The sequence below is a fragment of the Aestuariivita sp. genome (assembly GCF_021404545.1).
In the GTDB taxonomy this organism is placed as follows: Bacteria; Pseudomonadota; Alphaproteobacteria; order Rhodobacterales; family Rhodobacteraceae; genus Aestuariivita.
This window is the reverse complement of the sequence record NZ_JAAWWD010000006.1, coordinates 18,393-34,870: the sequence shown is the minus strand read 5'-3', so window position 1 is coordinate 34,870 and position 16,478 is coordinate 18,393. Positions and strand designations below refer to the sequence as shown.

The following is a 16,478-nucleotide window of genomic DNA, read 5'->3' as shown; positions in this document are numbered from 1 at the left end:
TGGAGAATTGACTTGCTTGTCATAAAAATTGGTAATATATTTTTACCAAATCCTGGATCAGGAGGAAACCACCATGGAAATGCCCGTCCCGAACCCCGCTGTGCTGGCGCGCAAGGCGCGACTGGTTGAGCGTTTGCAGGCAGTGCTTCCAAAGGACGCGGTGATCCATGAAGAGGTCGAGACGCGCGCATACGAGTGCGACGCGCTGACGGCTTACAAGTGCCCTCCGATGGTGGCGGTTCTTCCCGCCTCGACCCGGGAGGTGTCTGAGGTTTTGCGCATCTGTCATGCCGAAGGGGTTCCCGTGGTACCGCGTGGTTCGGGAACCTCCCTGGCTGGGGGCGCCTTGCCCACCGCCGATTGTGTAATCCTGGGTGTGGCGCGCATGAACCAGGTTCTGGAGACCGACTATGAGAACCGGATCATCCGCGTACAGACCGGGCGCACCAATCTGAGTGTCACCGGTGCTGTCGAGGAAGAGGACTTCTTTTATGCCCCCGATCCGTCCTCACAGCTGGCCTGTGCGATTGCGGGCAATATCGCAATGAACTCGGGCGGGGCTCATTGCCTCAAATACGGTGTGACCACCAACAATCTGATGGGCGTGACCATGGTGATGATGGATGGCACCGTGGTCGAGATCGGCGGAGGGCATCTTGACGCCGGGGGCCTTGACCTGCTGGGCGTGATCTGCGGCTCCGAAGGGCAGTTGGGCGTGGTGACAGAGGCGACCCTGCGTATCTTGCGCAAACCCGAAGGCGCACGCCCCATCCTGATGGGCTATGACAGCAACGAAGTGGCCGGCGCCGTTGTGTCGGATATCATCAAGGCCGGTGTCCTGCCAGTGGCGATCGAGTTCATGGACCGCCCCTGTATCGAGGCCTGTGAGGCCTTTGCCAAGGCGGGGTATCCGATGTGCGAGGCGCTGTTGATTGTCGAGGTCGAGGGATCCGAGGCTGAGATTGACCTTCAACTGGGTCTCATCAAGGACATCGCCGCGCGGCACGATCCTGTGGAACTGCGCGAGGCACAGGATGCGGACGAGGCCGGGCGCATCTGGCTGGGACGCAAATCGGCCTTTGGCGCGATGGGTCAGATCAACGATTACATGTGTCTTGACGGCACGATCCCGGTCTCGTCCCTGCCCTACGTGCTGCGCCGAATCGGCGAGATGTCTCAGGAGTTCGGTCTGGATGTGGCCAATGTGTTCCATGCGGGCGACGGCAATATGCATCCGCTGATCCTGTTTGATGCCAACAAGCCCGGCGATCTGGAAACATGCGAGGCATTCGGGGCGGAGATCCTCAAACTCTGTGTCGAGGCCGGAGGCTGCCTGACAGGCGAACACGGTGTCGGGATCGAGAAACGCGACCTGATGCTTGTGCAATACACCGCTGAGGATCTGGAAGCGCAGATGGCGGTAAAGGACGTGTTTGATCCCGCGTGGCTGTTGAACCCGGCCAAGGTGTTCCCACTGTCCGAGAGCGAGAGCCGTCGGGCACACAAGATCGCGGCAGAGTAAAGGGGCCGCTTCGCCTTGGCGCGATGCGCCTCACCCCCGGAGTTTATTGGGCAAGATGAACACGATGAGACCTGAAACGGAGGCCGAACTGGCCGAGATTGTCGCGGGCGCAACAGCACCCATGGCCGTGATCGGCGGCGGAACGCGCGGGATGGCACCCTCAGGCGACCGCATCACCACGACCGGTCTGTCCGGTATCACGCTTTATGAGCCGGGGGCCCTGACAGTCGTGGCGCAGGCGGGCACGCCGGTGGCCGAGATAGAACTGGCGCTCGCATCCGAGAACCAGCGGCTGGCCTTTGAACCGATGGATCACCGCGGCCTACTGGGCACGAGCGGGGAACCGACGATTGGCGGCGTGGTCGCGGCCAATGTATCCGGTCCACGGCGCATTCAATGTGGCGCATGCCGCGATTTCGCGCTTGGCATACGGTATGTCGATGGCGCGGGCAACATCGTCAAGAACGGCGGGCGGGTGATGAAGAACGTGACCGGCTATGATCTGGTCAAGCTGATGGCGGGCGCGCGTGGGACGTTGGGTATCCTGTCCGAGGTGTCGCTCAAGGTGCTGCCGATGCCGGAAACCGAAACGACGCTGGTCGTTTCGGTCCTCGACACACAGGTCGCTGTCAGGGCGATGTCAACAGCGCTGGGATCGCCCTTTGATATCACCGGAGCAGCCTATGATCCGGTGTCAGCCCAGGCGCTGATCCGGGTCGAGGGGTTCGAGCCGTCCGTCGCGTACCGCGCGGAACACCTGACAGATCTGCTCAAAGGGTTCGGTGATGTGTGCCAACTGGATGGGGCACAGGCCTCGGCGCCCCTTTGGCACACGGTTCGCGACGTGACAGAATTTCACACTGCAAAAGGCGATGTCTGGCGGATTTCGGTCAAGCCGACGGATGCGCCGGACCTGTCCGCACGCATGCAGGCCGAGCGCCTTCTGTTCGATTGGGGAGGCGGCCTGATCTGGGCGTTGGTGCCACAAGGCACGGATCTGCGCGCGAGGCTTGGGGCATTCGACGGGCATGCGACGATTGTCCGGGCCGATGAGCAGACCAAGGATCGGCTGGGTCTCTTTCAGCCCGAGCCCGGCCCACTGGCAACGATCAGCGCGGGGTTGCGGGCGCGGTTCGATCCGCGTGGGCTGCTGAATGCCGGAGTGATGGATCGCAGATGACTGGGGAGGACATCTCAGAAGCGCTTTGGGTGGCGGGGCCGTCGGCGGTTGTGTTCGGAGCGCTGACGCTCATGTCGGACCGGCCGCGCGGAGCGCTGATTGCGCAATGTATCATGGCAGTGGCCGGTGCGGTTCTGTTCATGGCGATCCTGCGCGAGGCGCCGTTGATGGGGATCTCGCCTTTGGGGGTGGCGGCACTTGCGACCGGGGTGATCTCGGCCGCGATCGCGGGCATGTTCTATCACCTCTATCTGGGGCGGTTCGAACGGGTCTGGGCGGCACGCGGCGTCTTTACCGCGCTTTATCTGGGGCTGTCGGCGCTGCTGGGCCTGTTGTTTTTATCGCTGATCTGACGAGGGAGTGATGCAGATGGGCTGTGCCCGATATCATGGTGAGGGTGGGTTCAGGGCCGCAGGTCCAGGGACTGAGGCCACTTGGTGAGCCTGACCTGGATCTTCACCTATGTGCTTGTATTCGTGGGCGGCCCGCTGATCGTGCTGGGCTTGTTGCGCGGTGCGGCCACTGTTGGTGCTGTGCGCAAACTGGGTCTGGTGACGCTGGTTCTGGTCTTTACGGCCATCGCGGCGACCATGCTTGGCGCACCGGGCCTGCTGGCTGCGGGCCTCTTATGGGGGTCTTGGGTGATCTCGATGGCATTGGTGGGACAGGTGCTGCGCCTGATGGTCGAAAGCCAGGGCGCACGGCGCTGGACGGCGGCCCTGGCGGCGGTGGGTGCAACTGTCCCCTGGTTTGGAATTCTGGTTGCACGGGCAATGGCGGGTTAGATGCAGACGACATTTACGGAAGAACAGTTGAAAGACCCCGGCATTGCCCGGTCGAACGACATCCTGCGCAGCTGCGTGCATTGCGGGTTCTGTACGGCCACCTGCCCAACATATCAGGTGCTGGGAGATGAGCTCGATAGCCCGCGGGGCCGTATCTATCTGATCAAGGATATGCTCGAAAACGAGCGTGTGCCGGATGAAAAGACGGTTAAGCATATCGACCGCTGCCTGTCCTGCCTTGCCTGCATGACCACCTGCCCCTCGGGCGTGCACTACATGCATCTGGTGGATCACGCGCGCGAGTATATCGAGGACAAGTATCGCCGCCCCTGGTCGGACCGTGCGCTACGCTGGATCCTGGCGCGCATCCTGCCCTATCCGACGCGGTTCCGGTTGGCCCTGCTGGGTGCCAAGTTCGGACGGCCCCTGGCCCGGGTGATGCCCGATGCGCGGCTGCGCGCGATGCTGGAGATGGCGCCCAAGACCATTCCACCCGTCAGCCGCAACGACGACCCACAAAGCTTTTTCCCGCAGTCCAGGACCCGGATGCGCGTGGCGCTGATGACCGGCTGTGCGCAGCGCGCGCTCAACACCGATATCAACGATGCCACGATCCGTCTGCTTACGCGGCTGGGTTGCGAGGTTGTCGTTGCCAAAGGGGCTGGATGCTGCGGGGCGCTGACCCACCACATGGGCAAAACCGCCGAGAGCCATGCGACCGCCGCCAGAAACATCCGCGCCTGGACGGCCGAGATGGATGGCAAGGGGCTTGATGCGATTGTCATCAACACCTCGGGCTGCGGCACCACGGTCAAGGATTATGGCCATATGTTCCGCAACGAGGCACTTGCGGACGATGCCGCGCGTGTCTCGGGCCTTGCAATGGATGTCAGCGAAGTGCTGATGAAACTCGACCTGCCCCAGGGCGCGGACAAAGCGATGACCGTCGCCTACCACGCGGCCTGTTCGCTGCAACATGGCCAACAGATCAAGACCTATCCCAAGGATCTGCTGAAAAAGGCCGGGTTCAAGGTTGTGGAACCTGCCGACAGCCATCTGTGCTGCGGCAGTGCGGGGACCTACAATCTGATGCAGCCCGAGATCTCGAAACAGCTCAAGGACCGCAAGGTCCAGACGCTGGAGGCTAAATCGCCCGATATCATCGCGGCAGGAAATATCGGGTGCATGATGCAGATCGGCTCAGGCACGGATGTGCCGATTGTGCATACCGTCGAGCTGCTCGACTGGGCCACTGGCGGACCGCAGCCGCCCGCCATGACTGCCGAGGGCAAGCGTGCACCGGAGATCCCCATATTGCGATAGGCACGCAAAGCCCCGCCACCGCCGTAATTTCGCCAAACACACTTACCATGCTGTTGGCGGTATGGAGGCGGTCTATGGTTGCAAAACATCTGTTTTGGGGAATGTGCCTGGTGGTTCTGGGCGGGTCTGTGATGGCGCAGGATGCCCGGCTTGAGCGTTTGGACACCACCGATGCAGGCCAGGACTGGCAAGCCGTCGGGCGGCTCGATATCGATGGCAAGGGGTTTTGCACAGGCGCCCTGATCGCACCCGATCTGGTGCTGACCGCTGCGCATTGCGTCTTTGACAGTCGCACCGGCGCGCAGGTCGATCCAGGCGGCATTGAGTTCCGCGCGGGCTGGCGCAATGGTCGGGCCGAGGCCTATCGCGCGGTGCGCCGAGCGGTGGTGCATCCCGATTACGTTTTTAACCGGGACATATCTGCCGACCGGGTTCGCAACGATGTGGCGCTGCTGGAGTTGCAGCGGCCGATCCGCATCCCCTCTGTCACGCCGTTCGAGACCGCACAAAGACCGCGCAAGGGCGCCGAGATCGGTGTTGTGTCCTATGCGCACGACCGGGCCGAAGCGCCATCGTTGCAGGAGGTCTGCTCGGTGATGGCCCGCCAGTCGGGCATTCTGGTGATGTCCTGCAATGTCGATTTTGGCTCGTCAGGCGCGCCGGTCTTCAGTTTTGTCGGAGACACGCCGCAGATCGTGTCGGTGGTGTCGGCCAAGGCCCAGGTCAACGGAGCGAATGTATCGCTGGGCACGGCCCTGACCGAACCCTTGGTCACCCTCAAGGCGGAGCTCGCCCGCGGCAGCGGATATGGGCTGGACCCTGCCCCGCAGGTCAACCGTTTGACGGTGGGTGGCATGCGGCGCGACACCGGCGCCAAATTCGTCAAGCCATGAGGCTGCGTGTCCTGGCCTTGGTGGTGGTCGCGGCGTTTGGAGGCCAAAGCGCGCTTGCACAATCGGACGGCTTGCGCAGGTTGACCGATCGTGATGACCTTCTGGGCTGGGAAGCCGTGGGGCGGCTCGATACCGCGCGAGGCGGCTTTTGCACGGCGACGCTGATCGCCTCGGATCTGGTACTGACGGCGGCCCATTGTGTCTATGACCGCGACCGGCTGCGCGATCCGGGCGAGTTGACCTTTCGCGCCGGTCTCAGCGATGGGGTTGCGATCGCGGAGCGCAGCATTGCCGCAATCGCGGTGCCGGAAGCCTATCGCCCCGGACCGCGGGTTGATCTGAGCAATGTACCCCATGATGTGGCGCTGCTGCGACTGAACCGGGCGATCACCACGGCAGAGGCCGATCCCTTTGTCCTGCATCAAGGATCTATCAGGGGCCAGGAGATCAGCGTGACCTCCTATGGTCAGGGGCGGGCGGAGGCGTTGTCCCGCCAACAACGCTGCCGGATCGTGGGCGAGAGGTCTCCGATCCTGGCGTTCGACTGCAATGTGACGTTTGGATCGTCCGGCGCTCCGGTCTTTGTGAAACATGGAGATCGTGGGCGCATCCTGTCGATTATCTCTGGTGGCAGCCGCACGGCCGAGGGTGTGGTCTCGATTGGCATGGAACTGCCCGGAGTGGTCGGCCGCCTCAAGGCGGATCTGCGTCGACAGGGAACACCCACGCCGACCATACGTCGTTTCGGCATCGGCGACGGAAAGGGTAGCTCAGGAGCAAAGTTCGTGCGCCCGGACGGGTCCTGAACGGGCCTTGGATGCAAGGTCTTGAAAGGGCCGATTTGCGCTCCCATTTAACAGCTGTCAGGGCGCCGAACGCGGGCTCTGGCAATCGAAACGCCCGTCCAGTTCCGGAGGGCACCACAACAGTCACATCGCTCAAACTATGAGGATACCGACGATGCGTACATTTGATTTCGCCCCGCTTTACCGGGCAACTGTTGGCTTTGATCAGATCGCAGATCTGATGGACCGGGTTCTGACCAACGATGTCAGCCAGTCAAGCTATCCCCCATATAACATCGAGAAGACCGCAGATGACGCCTATCGGATTTCGATTGCCGTCGCCGGCTTCTCCGAGGCTGAACTGAACGTGGAGGTGCGTGAGGCGAGCCTTGTTGTCACCGGTCGTAAGGCGGTCGAGGATGACGAACGGACGTTCCTGCATCGCGGTATCGCGACCCGCGCGTTCGAGCGCAAGTTCCAGCTGGCCGATCATGTCCATGTAACCGGTGCAGCGCATGAGGACGGTATGCTGCATATCGACCTCAAGCGCGAAGTGCCCGAAGCCCTCAAGCCCCGCCGGATCGAGATTGCCGGTGGAGCCAAGGCCATCGAAGGCAAAGTGAACTAAGACCCGCTTCCCTCGGGTTTTCTGTGTGGCGGTCCGGGCAGCGATGTCCGGGCCGTTTCTCTGTTTGGCAAACCGGGGTGTTGCGTATTTTTAGCGAGAAGAAATGGGGGATCCGCGCCAGGCCAGGATGGCGGTTACAAGGCTGGCGGATTTCAGGGCAATCAGGATTGTGAGCAAGGTCGTCGCGGAGGGGCTGAGCGTGAGGATCAGACCCGCACCGGTGGTGGCCACCGCCCCCAGGCCCACGGTCAGCGATCCGGTGACGCCGGAGGCCGTGCCTGCAAGATCGGGACGCACGCTCATCGCGCCCGCATTGGCCGTGGGCGTGGTCAAGCCGTTGCCCAGACCGATGAAGATCGTTGTGGCAAAGAGCGCAAGGGGCGCGCTGGGCCATATCTGCACGATAACGAGGCCAGCTGCGAGGCCGAGAATTGCGATCAGCCGGCCGCTCAGCATCATGCGATCAGGGCCATAGCGAGGGCCAAGACGGGCGCCGGTAAAGCTGCCGGTCATGAAACCTGCCGTGATACTGCCCAGTGCGATGCCGAGTTCAGCTCCCGAAAGCCCATAGGTTTTGGCGGCGACCAGAGGGGCGCCCGCCAGAAAGGCGTAAAAGGCGCAGGTCGACAGGGCGACGGTGCCGGCATAGCTCCAGAACACGGGCAGACGCAAAAGCGCGCCCGATCTCGGGGGCTTTGTGACAGGGGGCGATTTCGTTTCCGCAAGGTCGATCAGGACCGCGGCCAACAGGATCAGACCCAGCCCGGCATAAAGCGCGAAGTTCGACCGCCACCCAAAGAGGTCCAGCATGAGCCCTCCCACCATTGGACCCAGGAGCGGAGCGATGGCCATGGCGCCCGCGATATAGCCCAGAAGGCTTGCCGCATCGGTCTGATCGCGGGTATCGCGGACCACCGCACCGGCCAGGATATAACCCGAGACCATGGTTCCCTGAGCCAGACGGCACGCCAGAAAGAGCGGCCAGCTTTGCGCCAGAAGGCATCCCAGAGAGGCCAGAACGAAGACGGCAATCGCACCGATTGCCACCGGTCGACGCCCCAGGCGATCCGACAGAGGTCCGATCACCAGCGCCAACACCGCCGTCATCGCGAGATATCCGCCAATCGCGAGCGTGACCGTACCGTATGCGACGCCAAACTCCGCCGCGATCGCAGGCAGCGATGGCAGGAACATATTCAGCGACAGCGTGGTCGCGGCTGTCATCAGGATCAGTGTGATCAGGCGGGGAGAGGTCTTGCGGGTCATGTTCTTGTCTTTCGGGCAATAAAAAGCGCCCCCAAGTTGACTTGAGGGCGCATCAGAGAGGGCGAATGGCCTGGTATCAGCCTTCGCAGCGCCTGAGCGGTTTGCGTACGACGCGGGACATCTCTCTCTCCTTGGTCGGTCTGGAGCAGGCTAGGCCGGGGGTGCGGCTGGCGTCAATCGCTGATTTGGCGCGTAACGATCCGGGCAAAGGCGGCGAGCGCGCCTTCGTATCGACCAAAGGTCAGATGACGGTTCGCACCAGATGTCAGCCCGTCCTGAATACCGACGCCGATCTCGAAATCCTCGGAGAGCGTGCGGCAGGTGATCGCGTGGTTCTGGCGCCAATGCCTGGCCGCATCCTTGGCCACAGGGCTGGTGTCGGGGGCCACGGTGACCAGCCGCAGGTGGGTTTCCGCGGCGCTGACGGGCCAGAGGGAAATCCACGCCACATGGTCTTGCTGCACCAGAAACTGGCTGGTGGGGGATACGGTGTAGAGCAGATTTGCATCCTGTCGGATGTCCCACTCCTCAACCGGCCTGTCACGCAGGCTTCCCAATGTCGCGCGCGGCAGAACCGAGCGCATATGCGGGCCCAGGACGGTATAGCTGGAAAGGTTGTCCTCGAAATAGGGGGCGATGGTGTCTTTGTGGGCGACCTTGAAATGATAGGCTTCGATCCCGCCTTCGATCAGCAGTTTCCAGTTGGCACGGAGCGTCAGGATATCGACATGCTGAACCCGCATAGCGTGCATCCCGACCCAGTCGAGATCGGCGGCGATGGGGGCCAGCCACGCGTCAATGTCGTCCGTCGTGTGAGGGTCGGAGATCACCCAAATCAACCCGTACCGCTCTGCGCAGATCAGCGGAACCAGGCCATGGGTAGACTTGTCGATACCGGGGAAGCCCTGGCTTTGATGCGGGATGCCGCGCAAGGCACCGGTATTGGTGTAGGTCCATGCATGATAGGGGCAGGAAAAGCTGTGTTTGCAGCCCGCATCCTCAGCCACCAGCCGCGCACCCCGGTGACGGCAGACATTGAGAAAAGCGTGAACCTCTCCCGCTTTGTCCCGGGTCAAAAGCGTCGGGCTGCCAAAGAGGTCCCGGGTCAGGAAGGCGCCCGGTTCGGGCAGTTCGCTGGCATGTGCCGCGGCAATCGGGCGTGACCGAAAGAGGCGCGCATGTTCCGCGGCAAAACGTGCCGGATCAGTATAATCGCTTACATCGGCGTGGCTGATGTCGGGGTCGAGATAGGCAGAGCCCGCAGTCTTGAGACCCCAGAGCTCTTCGAGCAGCGCAATTTCGGTCTTGCGATCCATGAGAGGCCTCCCTTACCGGTTGGTAAGGATATTGACTTACCAACCGGTAGGCTGTCAAGATCACCTTCCCATGGCATTGCGCTCCGAACCCGATACCCCTGCCCGACTGATCCAGGCCGCGACCCGGCATTTTGCCGCGCGCGGGTTTTATGGCGTGTCGATTGCCGTCATCGCAGAGGATCTGGGCATCACCAAGCAGGCGTTGCTGCATCATTTTGGCTCAAAAGAAGCGCTGTATTCGGCGGTTCTGGCGCGGATCTCCGACCGGTTCATGGATGCACTTGGCGACAGCCGGGATATCACCGGCGGTCTTGAGCGGTTCTATGACCACAGCGTGCATGCACAAGACGACATGGCGATCATTCTGCGGGAGCTTTTGGATAATGAGCATCGCGCCCAGACCGCCCGGCAGTGGTTTTTGCGCCCGTTTCTGGAGCGGTTGGTGGATCTTGCGCAAGCGGCGCGCCCGGATCTGAGCCGAGCGGAGGCATTGGCCACACTCTATGTGTTTTTGGGGGCGATGAACTACTATGCGGTGTCGCGGCCCACGTTGCGCTCGATCTTTGGCGCTGATGAGGCTGAGGCCGCAGGGCGCGCAATGCCCGGCGCTTTGAGGGCGCTGGTTGCCGAGACGTTTCCGACCGCCTGACGCGGGGCCCCGAGATTGCGGGCGCAAAGGCTTTGCCTCTGCCTCAGGACACATGCACCAGGTGAGGCAGGGGGACCCAGAACTCCCCCCGTGCCCCGGTGCCTGGTCAGACCGAAAGGCAGACGTATTTCATCTCAAGGTAATCCTCGATGCCGTGGTGGCTGCCTTCACGACCGAGGCCCGATTGTTTGACCCCTCCAAAAGGCGCCAGTTCGGTAGAGATGATACCGGTGTTTACCCCGACGATCCCGTATTCCAGTGCTTCGGCCACCTTGTAGACGCGGCTGAGGTCGTTGGCATAGAAATAGGCGGCCAGACCAAAGATCGTATCATTGGCCATCGCAATCACTTCGTCTACATCGTCGAATTTGAAGAGCGGGGCCAGCGGGCCGAAGGTCTCTTCCTGTGCGACTATCATCTCCTGCGTCACACCGGTGACCACGGTCGGCTCAAAGAAGTTGCCGCCCAGGCGATGGGTTTTGCCGCCGGTCAGGACCGCGCCACCCTTCTCGGTCACATCGCCGAGATGTTCCAGCACTTTGTCGATAGCATCCTGATTGATCAGAGGGCCGGTGGTGATGCCGTCGCCAAGACCGTCGCCCACGTTCAGCGCTTCGACCGCTGTCTTGAGCTTTGCGGCAAAGGCGTCATAAATCCCGGCTTGCACATAGATCCGGTTGGCGCAAACGCAGGTCTGGCCGTTGTTGCGGAACTTGCACATCATCGCCCCTTCGACGGCGGCATCCAGATCGGCGTCGTCAAACACGATGAAGGGCGCATTGCCACCCAGTTCCATCGAGCATTTCATCACGCTGTCGGCGGCCTGTTTGAGCAGGATGCGTCCCACTTCGGTCGAGCCTGTGAACGTGAGTTTGCGCACGGCGGGGTTCTCGCAGAACTCCTTGCCCACTTCGGAGGAGGACGATGACGGCAGTACGTTGAACACACCCGCCGGAATGCCCGCACGCTCGGCCAGAACGCCCATGACGATGGCCGACAGGGGTGTTTCAGCGGCGGGACGCGCAACAAAGGAACAGCCCGCGGCCAGCGCCGGGGCGGCTTTGCGGGTGATCATCGCGTTCGGGAAATTCCAAGGGGTGATGGAGGCGGCGACACCGATGGGCTGCTTCATCACCATAATACGTTTGTCACGCTGATGACCGGGGATGGTTTCGCCATAGACGCGTTTGGCCTCCTCGCCGAAAAACTCGATAAACGAGGCGCCATAGGCGATCTCGCCGCGCGCCTCGGCCAGGGGTTTGCCCTGTTCGGCGGTCAGAATGGTGCCCAGATCGTCGGCATTGGCCATCATCAGATCGAACCATTTGCGCATCACGGCGGCGCGTTCCTTGCCGGTCCACCGCGCCCAGTCTTTCTGGGCGGTCTCCGCCTGCGCAATCGCGCCTGCGACCTGCCCGCGGCTCAGATCGGCCACTTGCGCGACCACGTCGCCGCGCGCGGGGTTAATTACATCGAACGTCCCGTTCTCGCCCTCGACCCATGCGCCACCGATATAGGCGCGGGTTTCCAGCAGGCTGGGATCGTTGAGCAGCGATTTGAGATTTGTTGTCGCGTCCAGCATGTCTTTCCCCTCCGTCAGATTTCACAGATGTTGGCAAATCAGCTAAGGCAGGGTTTGTCTAGTACCAGATCGGAGGACATCGGGATGCGGTTGGACGACGCCTATGCCAATGGGGCCTACATACCCCATGCGGCGGAGTATCCGCGACGCTGGGCGGCCAAGGCCGAGGCGCTTCGCACCGATCTTGGCGCACGGGCGGAGATCGCTCTGCGGTATGGTCGGGCGGAGCGGGAGGTCTTTGACCTTTTCCATCCTCAAGGGGTGGCGAAAGGTACGGTGATCTTTGTGCATGGTGGCTATTGGAAGGCGTTCGACCGCTCAAGCTGGTCGCATCTGGCGGCTGGGCCGCTGGCCCGTGGCTGGGCGGTGGCAATACCCTCTTACACGCTGTGCCCGGATATCCGGATTGCCGGGATCACACCTCAGATCGTGGCCGCCGTCACCGCGATTGCCGACCGCACCGAGGGACCCCTGGCCCTGACAGGCCACTCGGCGGGCGGGCATCTGGTGGCTCGGATGCTGGCGCCGGGGATGCTGAGTACGTCCGTGGCGGCGCGGATCGCATGCGTCGTCCCGATCTCTCCTCTGGCGGATCTTGGCCCGCTGCTGGAAACATCGATGAACACTGACCTGCGCATGGACGCGGCAGAGGCGCGCGCCGAGAGCCCGATCCATCAGCCCGTGCCCGAAACCCCCGTCGCCGTGTGGGTGGGCGGTGCCGAACGGCCCGCCTTTCTGGATCAGGCCCAGTTGCTGGCAGAGGCCTGGCAGGCACCCTGCCATATCGCCGAGGGTCGGCATCATTTCGATGTGATCGATGCCCTGGAGCAGCCTGACAGCGACCTGACGCGGCTCCTGACGCGCTCCTGAGCAACCGAGAGGTTACGAGAGCCGCGCCTAAGGGCCCCTCGTCTCGCTCAACAATGCGGGCCTTGGATACGCGGGGCGGGGCGAGAAAGGCCCTGTCAAATGGCCTTTCTCGTGGCTTCAATATACCGCCAGCATATCGGGACCGATCGGCCTTCAGCGCATCAGATAGTCGTTCGAGAACCAGGTTGTCACATCCGGCAGTGTCTCAAGTGGTTTGCCGTCTTCGCCCCGCAGAATGCCGGCCTCGAAGAGAAATGTCGTGATATCTGTGAACAGCCGGGTATCGATCAGGCCAACCGGCTCCCCCGGATCCTGAAGATAGCCACCCGTGACAAGCGCATCCATCGAGGCCCGGACCAGAGCAGGGTTTGTCAGCATCCCGGCGGTTTCCGCAATCAGGATATCGGCCGCCGCCTGCGGGTTGGTGGCTGCGAACGCATATCCGCGCTGTGTGGCCTGAACAAAGGCCCGCGCCGTGTCAGGATTCTCGCTCAACCACGTGCCGTTCGCACCCAGAAACGTTGTGTGCTGATCCGGCACGCCGTAATCGGCATAGCGAAAGGCGCGTTGCGGGCGGTTCAGCAGGACGGAGTTCACACCCTCCCACGTGCTGACCTCCAGCGTGAAATCCACACGGCCATTGGCCAGCGCTTCATAGGCCGATGTGCCCAGCGTAACAGTGTCGAAAACGCCCGTGCCACCATCGTTGCGGATGATGGTCGAGATCAGCGCCTCTTCCCAGTCGCTGCCAAAGCCCGCATAGGTCAGCCCATCCAGGTCTGCGGGGCGCTGGATATCCTCCCGCTCTCCGTTGAAGACGATCCGCCCGGTTTCGTGTTGCACAATGGCCTTGACCACGGTCAGATCCGCCCCGGTCGCGCGCTGGCTGTGAAAGCTCACCGCGCTCAGAATGCCGAACTCCGCCACCCCTGCGGCAACCAATGTCCCGGACGAGGTGTCGGTATAGGGCAGGATGTCAACCTCCAGACCCGCCTCGTCAAACCAGCCTTTGGCTTGCGCGACATAAAGCCCGACATGATTGGTATTTGGCGTCCAGTCGAGCGCAACGCTCAACCGTTCCTGTGCGCCAACAGGCAGGGCCGCGATCAGAAGCGCGGCGGTCAAAAGATGTCTCATGTTTGATCTCCGGTTTGGGTGAGAAGGATATCGACAAGCTGCGCTTCCAGCGCATGGGCATCCGGGCCTGGCGCGCGGCCCAGACGAGGACGCGGCGCGGGCACTGGGATCTCGGCGATCACCCGGGCGGGCCGACGCGACAGCACATAGATGCGATCCGACAGGGCCACGGCCTCGCGCACATCATGGGTGACCAGCAGGGTGGTCCATCTGGCTTCGCGCCAGCGGTCCTCGAACCAGGCCTGCATTTGCGTGCGCGTCAACGCGTCCAACGCCCCGAACGGCTCATCCAAAAGCTGAACAGGGCGACCCTGCACGAGTGTGCGCAACAGGGCCGCGCGTTGCCGCATGCCGCCGGATAACTGCGCGGGATAATGACGCTCAAACCCCGCGAGGCCGAACGCGGACAAGAGCGGCAGAACCCGTGCACGGGCCTCCCTGCGGGCCATTCCCTGCACTTCCAGCCCCAGCGTCAGATTGTCGAGAATGCGCCGCCATGGCATCAACGCATCGCGCTGCGGCATAAAGGCAAATCCTGGCTCGCCCTGATCCAGCGGGCGGCCACCCGCCGTCACCATGCCGCGATCATGGCGCAGCGCGCCGGTCAACAGCCGAAAGATCGTCGACTTGCCCGCGCCCGATGGCCCCAGGATCGAGACGAATTCCCCCTCGGCCACATGCAGCGTGATATCGTCAAGCACCACGGTGCCGCCCAAGGTGATCCCGACACCCTGCATCGCCAGGGCCGTCATCGCACCTCTCCAACGTCGCGCCAGCGCAACACGATGCGCTGCAACAGCGCCGTTGCAGCAAACAGAACCAGCGTGAGCACAGAGCTGATCACCACGGCGGCCAGCACCAGATCGGGGCGAAAGCTGTTCTTGGCGTTCAGAATGACGATGCCCAACCCTGCGCGTGCGCCGACATATTCGGCAAAGATCGCCGCCACCACCGCATAGGTGATCGAGATGCGCAGCCCGGCAAAAAAATACGGCATTGCCGAGGGCAGGCGTGCGGTACGAAACAAAACCCTGCGCGACGCGCCCATGGAGCGCAGCAACGCCTCGATCTCGGGATCGGTCGAGGCATAGCCATCGACCAGCGCCACCAGCATGGGAAAGAAGGTCACAAGCGCCACCAGCAGGATCTTGGGGGTCAGATCGAACCCGAACCACAAAACGACCAGCGGCGCGATGGCCACCAATGGCAAGGTCTGGCTGACGACAAAAATCGGAAACAGGGCTCGGCGGACACGCGGCATGAAATCGAGCACAATCGACAATGCGAAGGCGACACTGACCGACAGCGCGAAACCGCTCAGCGTGGCCTGTATCGTGGGGAGCGTGTTGTGCCATAGCAAGGCGCGGTTCTGCACCATCTGCTCCAGCACGCGCGAGGGCGCAGGCAGCATCAGCGGAGAGATGCCCGACACACGGACATAGAGTTCCCAGATGACGAAGGCACTGACCACGCTCAATATGGCAGGGATGCCGCGGATCAGACCTCCGCCCTGGTGGCGGGGCGGGGGGTGCTGCATCAGATCAGCGTTTCGACGGGCTGTTTGCCGACACTGTCAGATCAATCGTCACGTGACCCTCGGGTCGGCCAAACCGGCAAAACGCCTCTTGCAGCGTGGCAAAAACCGGGCCTGCATCGCCGGTGAGCCGGGTACAGAAATTCTTGGACCGGTCAAAAGTGCCGCTTTGCTTGAGATAGTCGATGCAACCCATGATTTCGTCCATATGGTCGCCCGCGCCCATCACATAGAGCGAAAACTGCGCATCGGCGGCCTGCCTCGTTTCCGCCGCGTCGGACACTGCACCCAGCGCCGCCTTTTGACGGGCTGCAATCGGTTCGGACGGGTTGGCGAGCGCGGCTGTCTGACAGATCGGGTCGTCCGGCTCGCCCGGACACCCGCGCGACAGGGTTGCCCGCAACACGATGTGATGTCCCGAGCGGGCAGCCTCGGCATAAAGATCGCGCAACGCCGGGAACAGCACCTCGGGCGGGCCTACGATCAGGGTCGAGATATCGTCAGTCTCGATCCGCAACCGATCACGCCAGGGATCCAGCGCGGTCAGAGAGGAAAGAATGACGTCAACGAACTCGTCGGTCATCGGGTAAAGGGAAACTTGCGCGCCTGCGAACATAACTGTCCTCCTTGCTCCGCTGGCATTATCCAGATCAGCTTTGAGGGTCCGAGGGTTTGTCACCCCCATCTCAGCCACGGCTCTACGCAGCACCCCTGTGGTGCGCACATGGTTTCCAGATTAACAAAATGAATGCAAGTCGTTTCCGAACCGAACGACAGGTTTCCCAATCCGGCGCGGGGCAGACGCCGGGCAGAATCACGCAGACCCAATGCGCATTCAGGGCCGCACTGCCGCCGCTGCCAATGGTCGGAAAACGGGCAGGATCCCCGCACATAGCTGTCCGGTCAGAACTGTCGGATTTCGATCAGACCACCCGCCGGGTCGGGCCTGAACGCGCGCCCGTAAGACCGCGTTCTGGCACAATCTTTGACACTGCATGAGCGGGCTGC

17 protein-coding genes and 1 riboswitch are annotated in these 16,478 nt (G+C 62.4%); of the genes, 10 read left to right on the top strand and 7 right to left on the bottom strand.

Going from position 1 to position 16,478, the window contains the following annotated elements:
• The first annotated feature begins 73 nt into the window (after positions 1 to 73).
• The 8 genes from HEP69_RS04620 to HEP69_RS04585 all read left to right on the top strand — a co-directional run bounded on the left by HEP69_RS04620 (position 74) and on the right by HEP69_RS04585 (position 7,116).
• Positions 74 to 1,522 (top strand): FAD-linked oxidase C-terminal domain-containing protein, encoded by a 1,449-nt coding sequence (locus tag HEP69_RS04620; RefSeq protein WP_290557352.1) that lies wholly within the window; start codon positions 74 to 76, stop codon positions 1,520 to 1,522.
• Positions 1,523 to 1,586: 64 nt separating this feature from the next.
• Positions 1,587 to 2,702, top strand: coding sequence for an FAD-binding protein (locus HEP69_RS04615; protein ID WP_290557351.1), 1,116 nt, complete (start codon positions 1,587 to 1,589; stop codon positions 2,700 to 2,702).
• A complete protein-coding gene (locus HEP69_RS04610; RefSeq protein WP_290557350.1) occupies positions 2,699 to 3,055 on the top strand; it encodes a hypothetical protein in 357 nt (118 codons plus the stop codon). Before HEP69_RS04615 ends, HEP69_RS04610 begins: the two co-directional genes overlap by 4 nt.
• Before the next feature lie 84 nt (positions 3,056 to 3,139).
• Positions 3,140 to 3,487 carry a hypothetical protein gene (locus HEP69_RS04605; RefSeq protein ID WP_290557349.1) on the top strand — a complete coding sequence of 116 codons (348 nt, stop codon included), beginning with the start codon at positions 3,140 to 3,142 and terminating at the stop codon, positions 3,485 to 3,487.
• Complete coding sequence (gene glcF, locus HEP69_RS04600; protein ID WP_290557348.1) at positions 3,488 to 4,810, top strand: glycolate oxidase subunit GlcF; 1,323 nt, start codon at positions 3,488 to 3,490, stop codon at positions 4,808 to 4,810. It abuts the gene before it with no gap.
• Between the two features lie 74 nt (positions 4,811 to 4,884).
• On the top strand, positions 4,885 to 5,703 hold the full coding sequence (locus HEP69_RS04595; protein WP_290557347.1) for a trypsin-like serine protease: 819 nt from the start codon (positions 4,885 to 4,887) through the stop codon (positions 5,701 to 5,703).
• On the top strand, positions 5,700 to 6,509 hold the full coding sequence (locus HEP69_RS04590; protein WP_290557346.1) for a trypsin-like peptidase domain-containing protein: 810 nt from the start codon (positions 5,700 to 5,702) through the stop codon (positions 6,507 to 6,509). Before HEP69_RS04595 ends, HEP69_RS04590 begins: the two co-directional genes overlap by 4 nt.
• A 154-nt stretch (positions 6,510 to 6,663) precedes the next feature.
• On the top strand, positions 6,664 to 7,116 hold the full coding sequence (locus tag HEP69_RS04585) for an Hsp20 family protein (RefSeq protein ID WP_290557345.1): 453 nt from the start codon (positions 6,664 to 6,666) through the stop codon (positions 7,114 to 7,116).
• A gap of 90 nt (positions 7,117 to 7,206) precedes the next feature.
• Here HEP69_RS04585 and HEP69_RS04580 read toward each other — a convergent pair whose 3' ends face one another.
• Positions 7,207 to 8,382, bottom strand: coding sequence for a multidrug effflux MFS transporter (locus HEP69_RS04580; RefSeq protein WP_290557344.1), 1,176 nt, complete (start codon positions 8,380 to 8,382; stop codon positions 7,207 to 7,209).
• A gap of 173 nt (positions 8,383 to 8,555) precedes the next feature.
• On the bottom strand, positions 8,556 to 9,698 hold the full coding sequence (locus tag HEP69_RS04575) for an SRPBCC family protein (RefSeq protein ID WP_290557343.1): 1,143 nt from the start codon (positions 9,696 to 9,698) through the stop codon (positions 8,556 to 8,558).
• Positions 9,699 to 9,768: 70 nt separating this feature from the next.
• Between HEP69_RS04575 and HEP69_RS04570 the strand changes: the two genes are divergently transcribed.
• Positions 9,769 to 10,347 carry a TetR/AcrR family transcriptional regulator gene (locus tag HEP69_RS04570; RefSeq protein WP_290557342.1) on the top strand — a complete coding sequence of 193 codons (579 nt, stop codon included), beginning with the start codon at positions 9,769 to 9,771 and terminating at the stop codon, positions 10,345 to 10,347.
• Between the two features lie 106 nt (positions 10,348 to 10,453).
• Here the strand turns inward: HEP69_RS04570 and HEP69_RS04565 are convergent, their stop codons facing one another.
• On the bottom strand, positions 10,454 to 11,929 hold the full coding sequence (locus tag HEP69_RS04565; protein WP_290557341.1) for an NAD-dependent succinate-semialdehyde dehydrogenase: 1,476 nt from the start codon (positions 11,927 to 11,929) through the stop codon (positions 10,454 to 10,456).
• 84 nt (positions 11,930 to 12,013) lie between these two features.
• Here HEP69_RS04565 and HEP69_RS04560 point away from each other — a divergent pair, with 84 nt between their 5' ends.
• Positions 12,014 to 12,799: an alpha/beta hydrolase gene (locus tag HEP69_RS04560; RefSeq protein ID WP_290557340.1), complete on the top strand. Its 786-nt coding sequence runs from the start codon at positions 12,014 to 12,016 to the stop codon at positions 12,797 to 12,799.
• Positions 12,800 to 12,952: 153 nt separating this feature from the next.
• Here HEP69_RS04560 and HEP69_RS04555 read toward each other — a convergent pair whose 3' ends face one another.
• The 4 genes from HEP69_RS04555 to HEP69_RS04540 form a co-directional block, all read right to left on the bottom strand.
• Complete coding sequence (locus tag HEP69_RS04555) at positions 12,953 to 13,936, bottom strand: ABC transporter substrate-binding protein (protein WP_290557339.1); 984 nt, start codon at positions 13,934 to 13,936, stop codon at positions 12,953 to 12,955.
• Positions 13,933 to 14,688, bottom strand: coding sequence for an ABC transporter ATP-binding protein (locus HEP69_RS04550; protein WP_290557338.1), 756 nt, complete (start codon positions 14,686 to 14,688; stop codon positions 13,933 to 13,935). The genes HEP69_RS04555 and HEP69_RS04550 overlap by 4 nt, the downstream gene beginning before the upstream one ends.
• Positions 14,685 to 15,473 (bottom strand): ABC transporter permease, encoded by a 789-nt coding sequence (locus tag HEP69_RS04545; protein WP_290557337.1) that lies wholly within the window; start codon positions 15,471 to 15,473, stop codon positions 14,685 to 14,687. Before HEP69_RS04545 ends, HEP69_RS04550 begins: the two co-directional genes overlap by 4 nt.
• 4 nt (positions 15,474 to 15,477) lie before the next feature.
• A complete protein-coding gene (locus HEP69_RS04540; protein ID WP_290557336.1) occupies positions 15,478 to 16,086 on the bottom strand; it encodes a YkoF family thiamine/hydroxymethylpyrimidine-binding protein in 609 nt (202 codons plus the stop codon).
• A riboswitch (TPP riboswitch) is annotated at positions 16,080 to 16,193 on the bottom strand. Its footprint overlaps the gene before it by 7 nt.
• Positions 16,194 to 16,478: the final 285 nt, after the last annotated feature.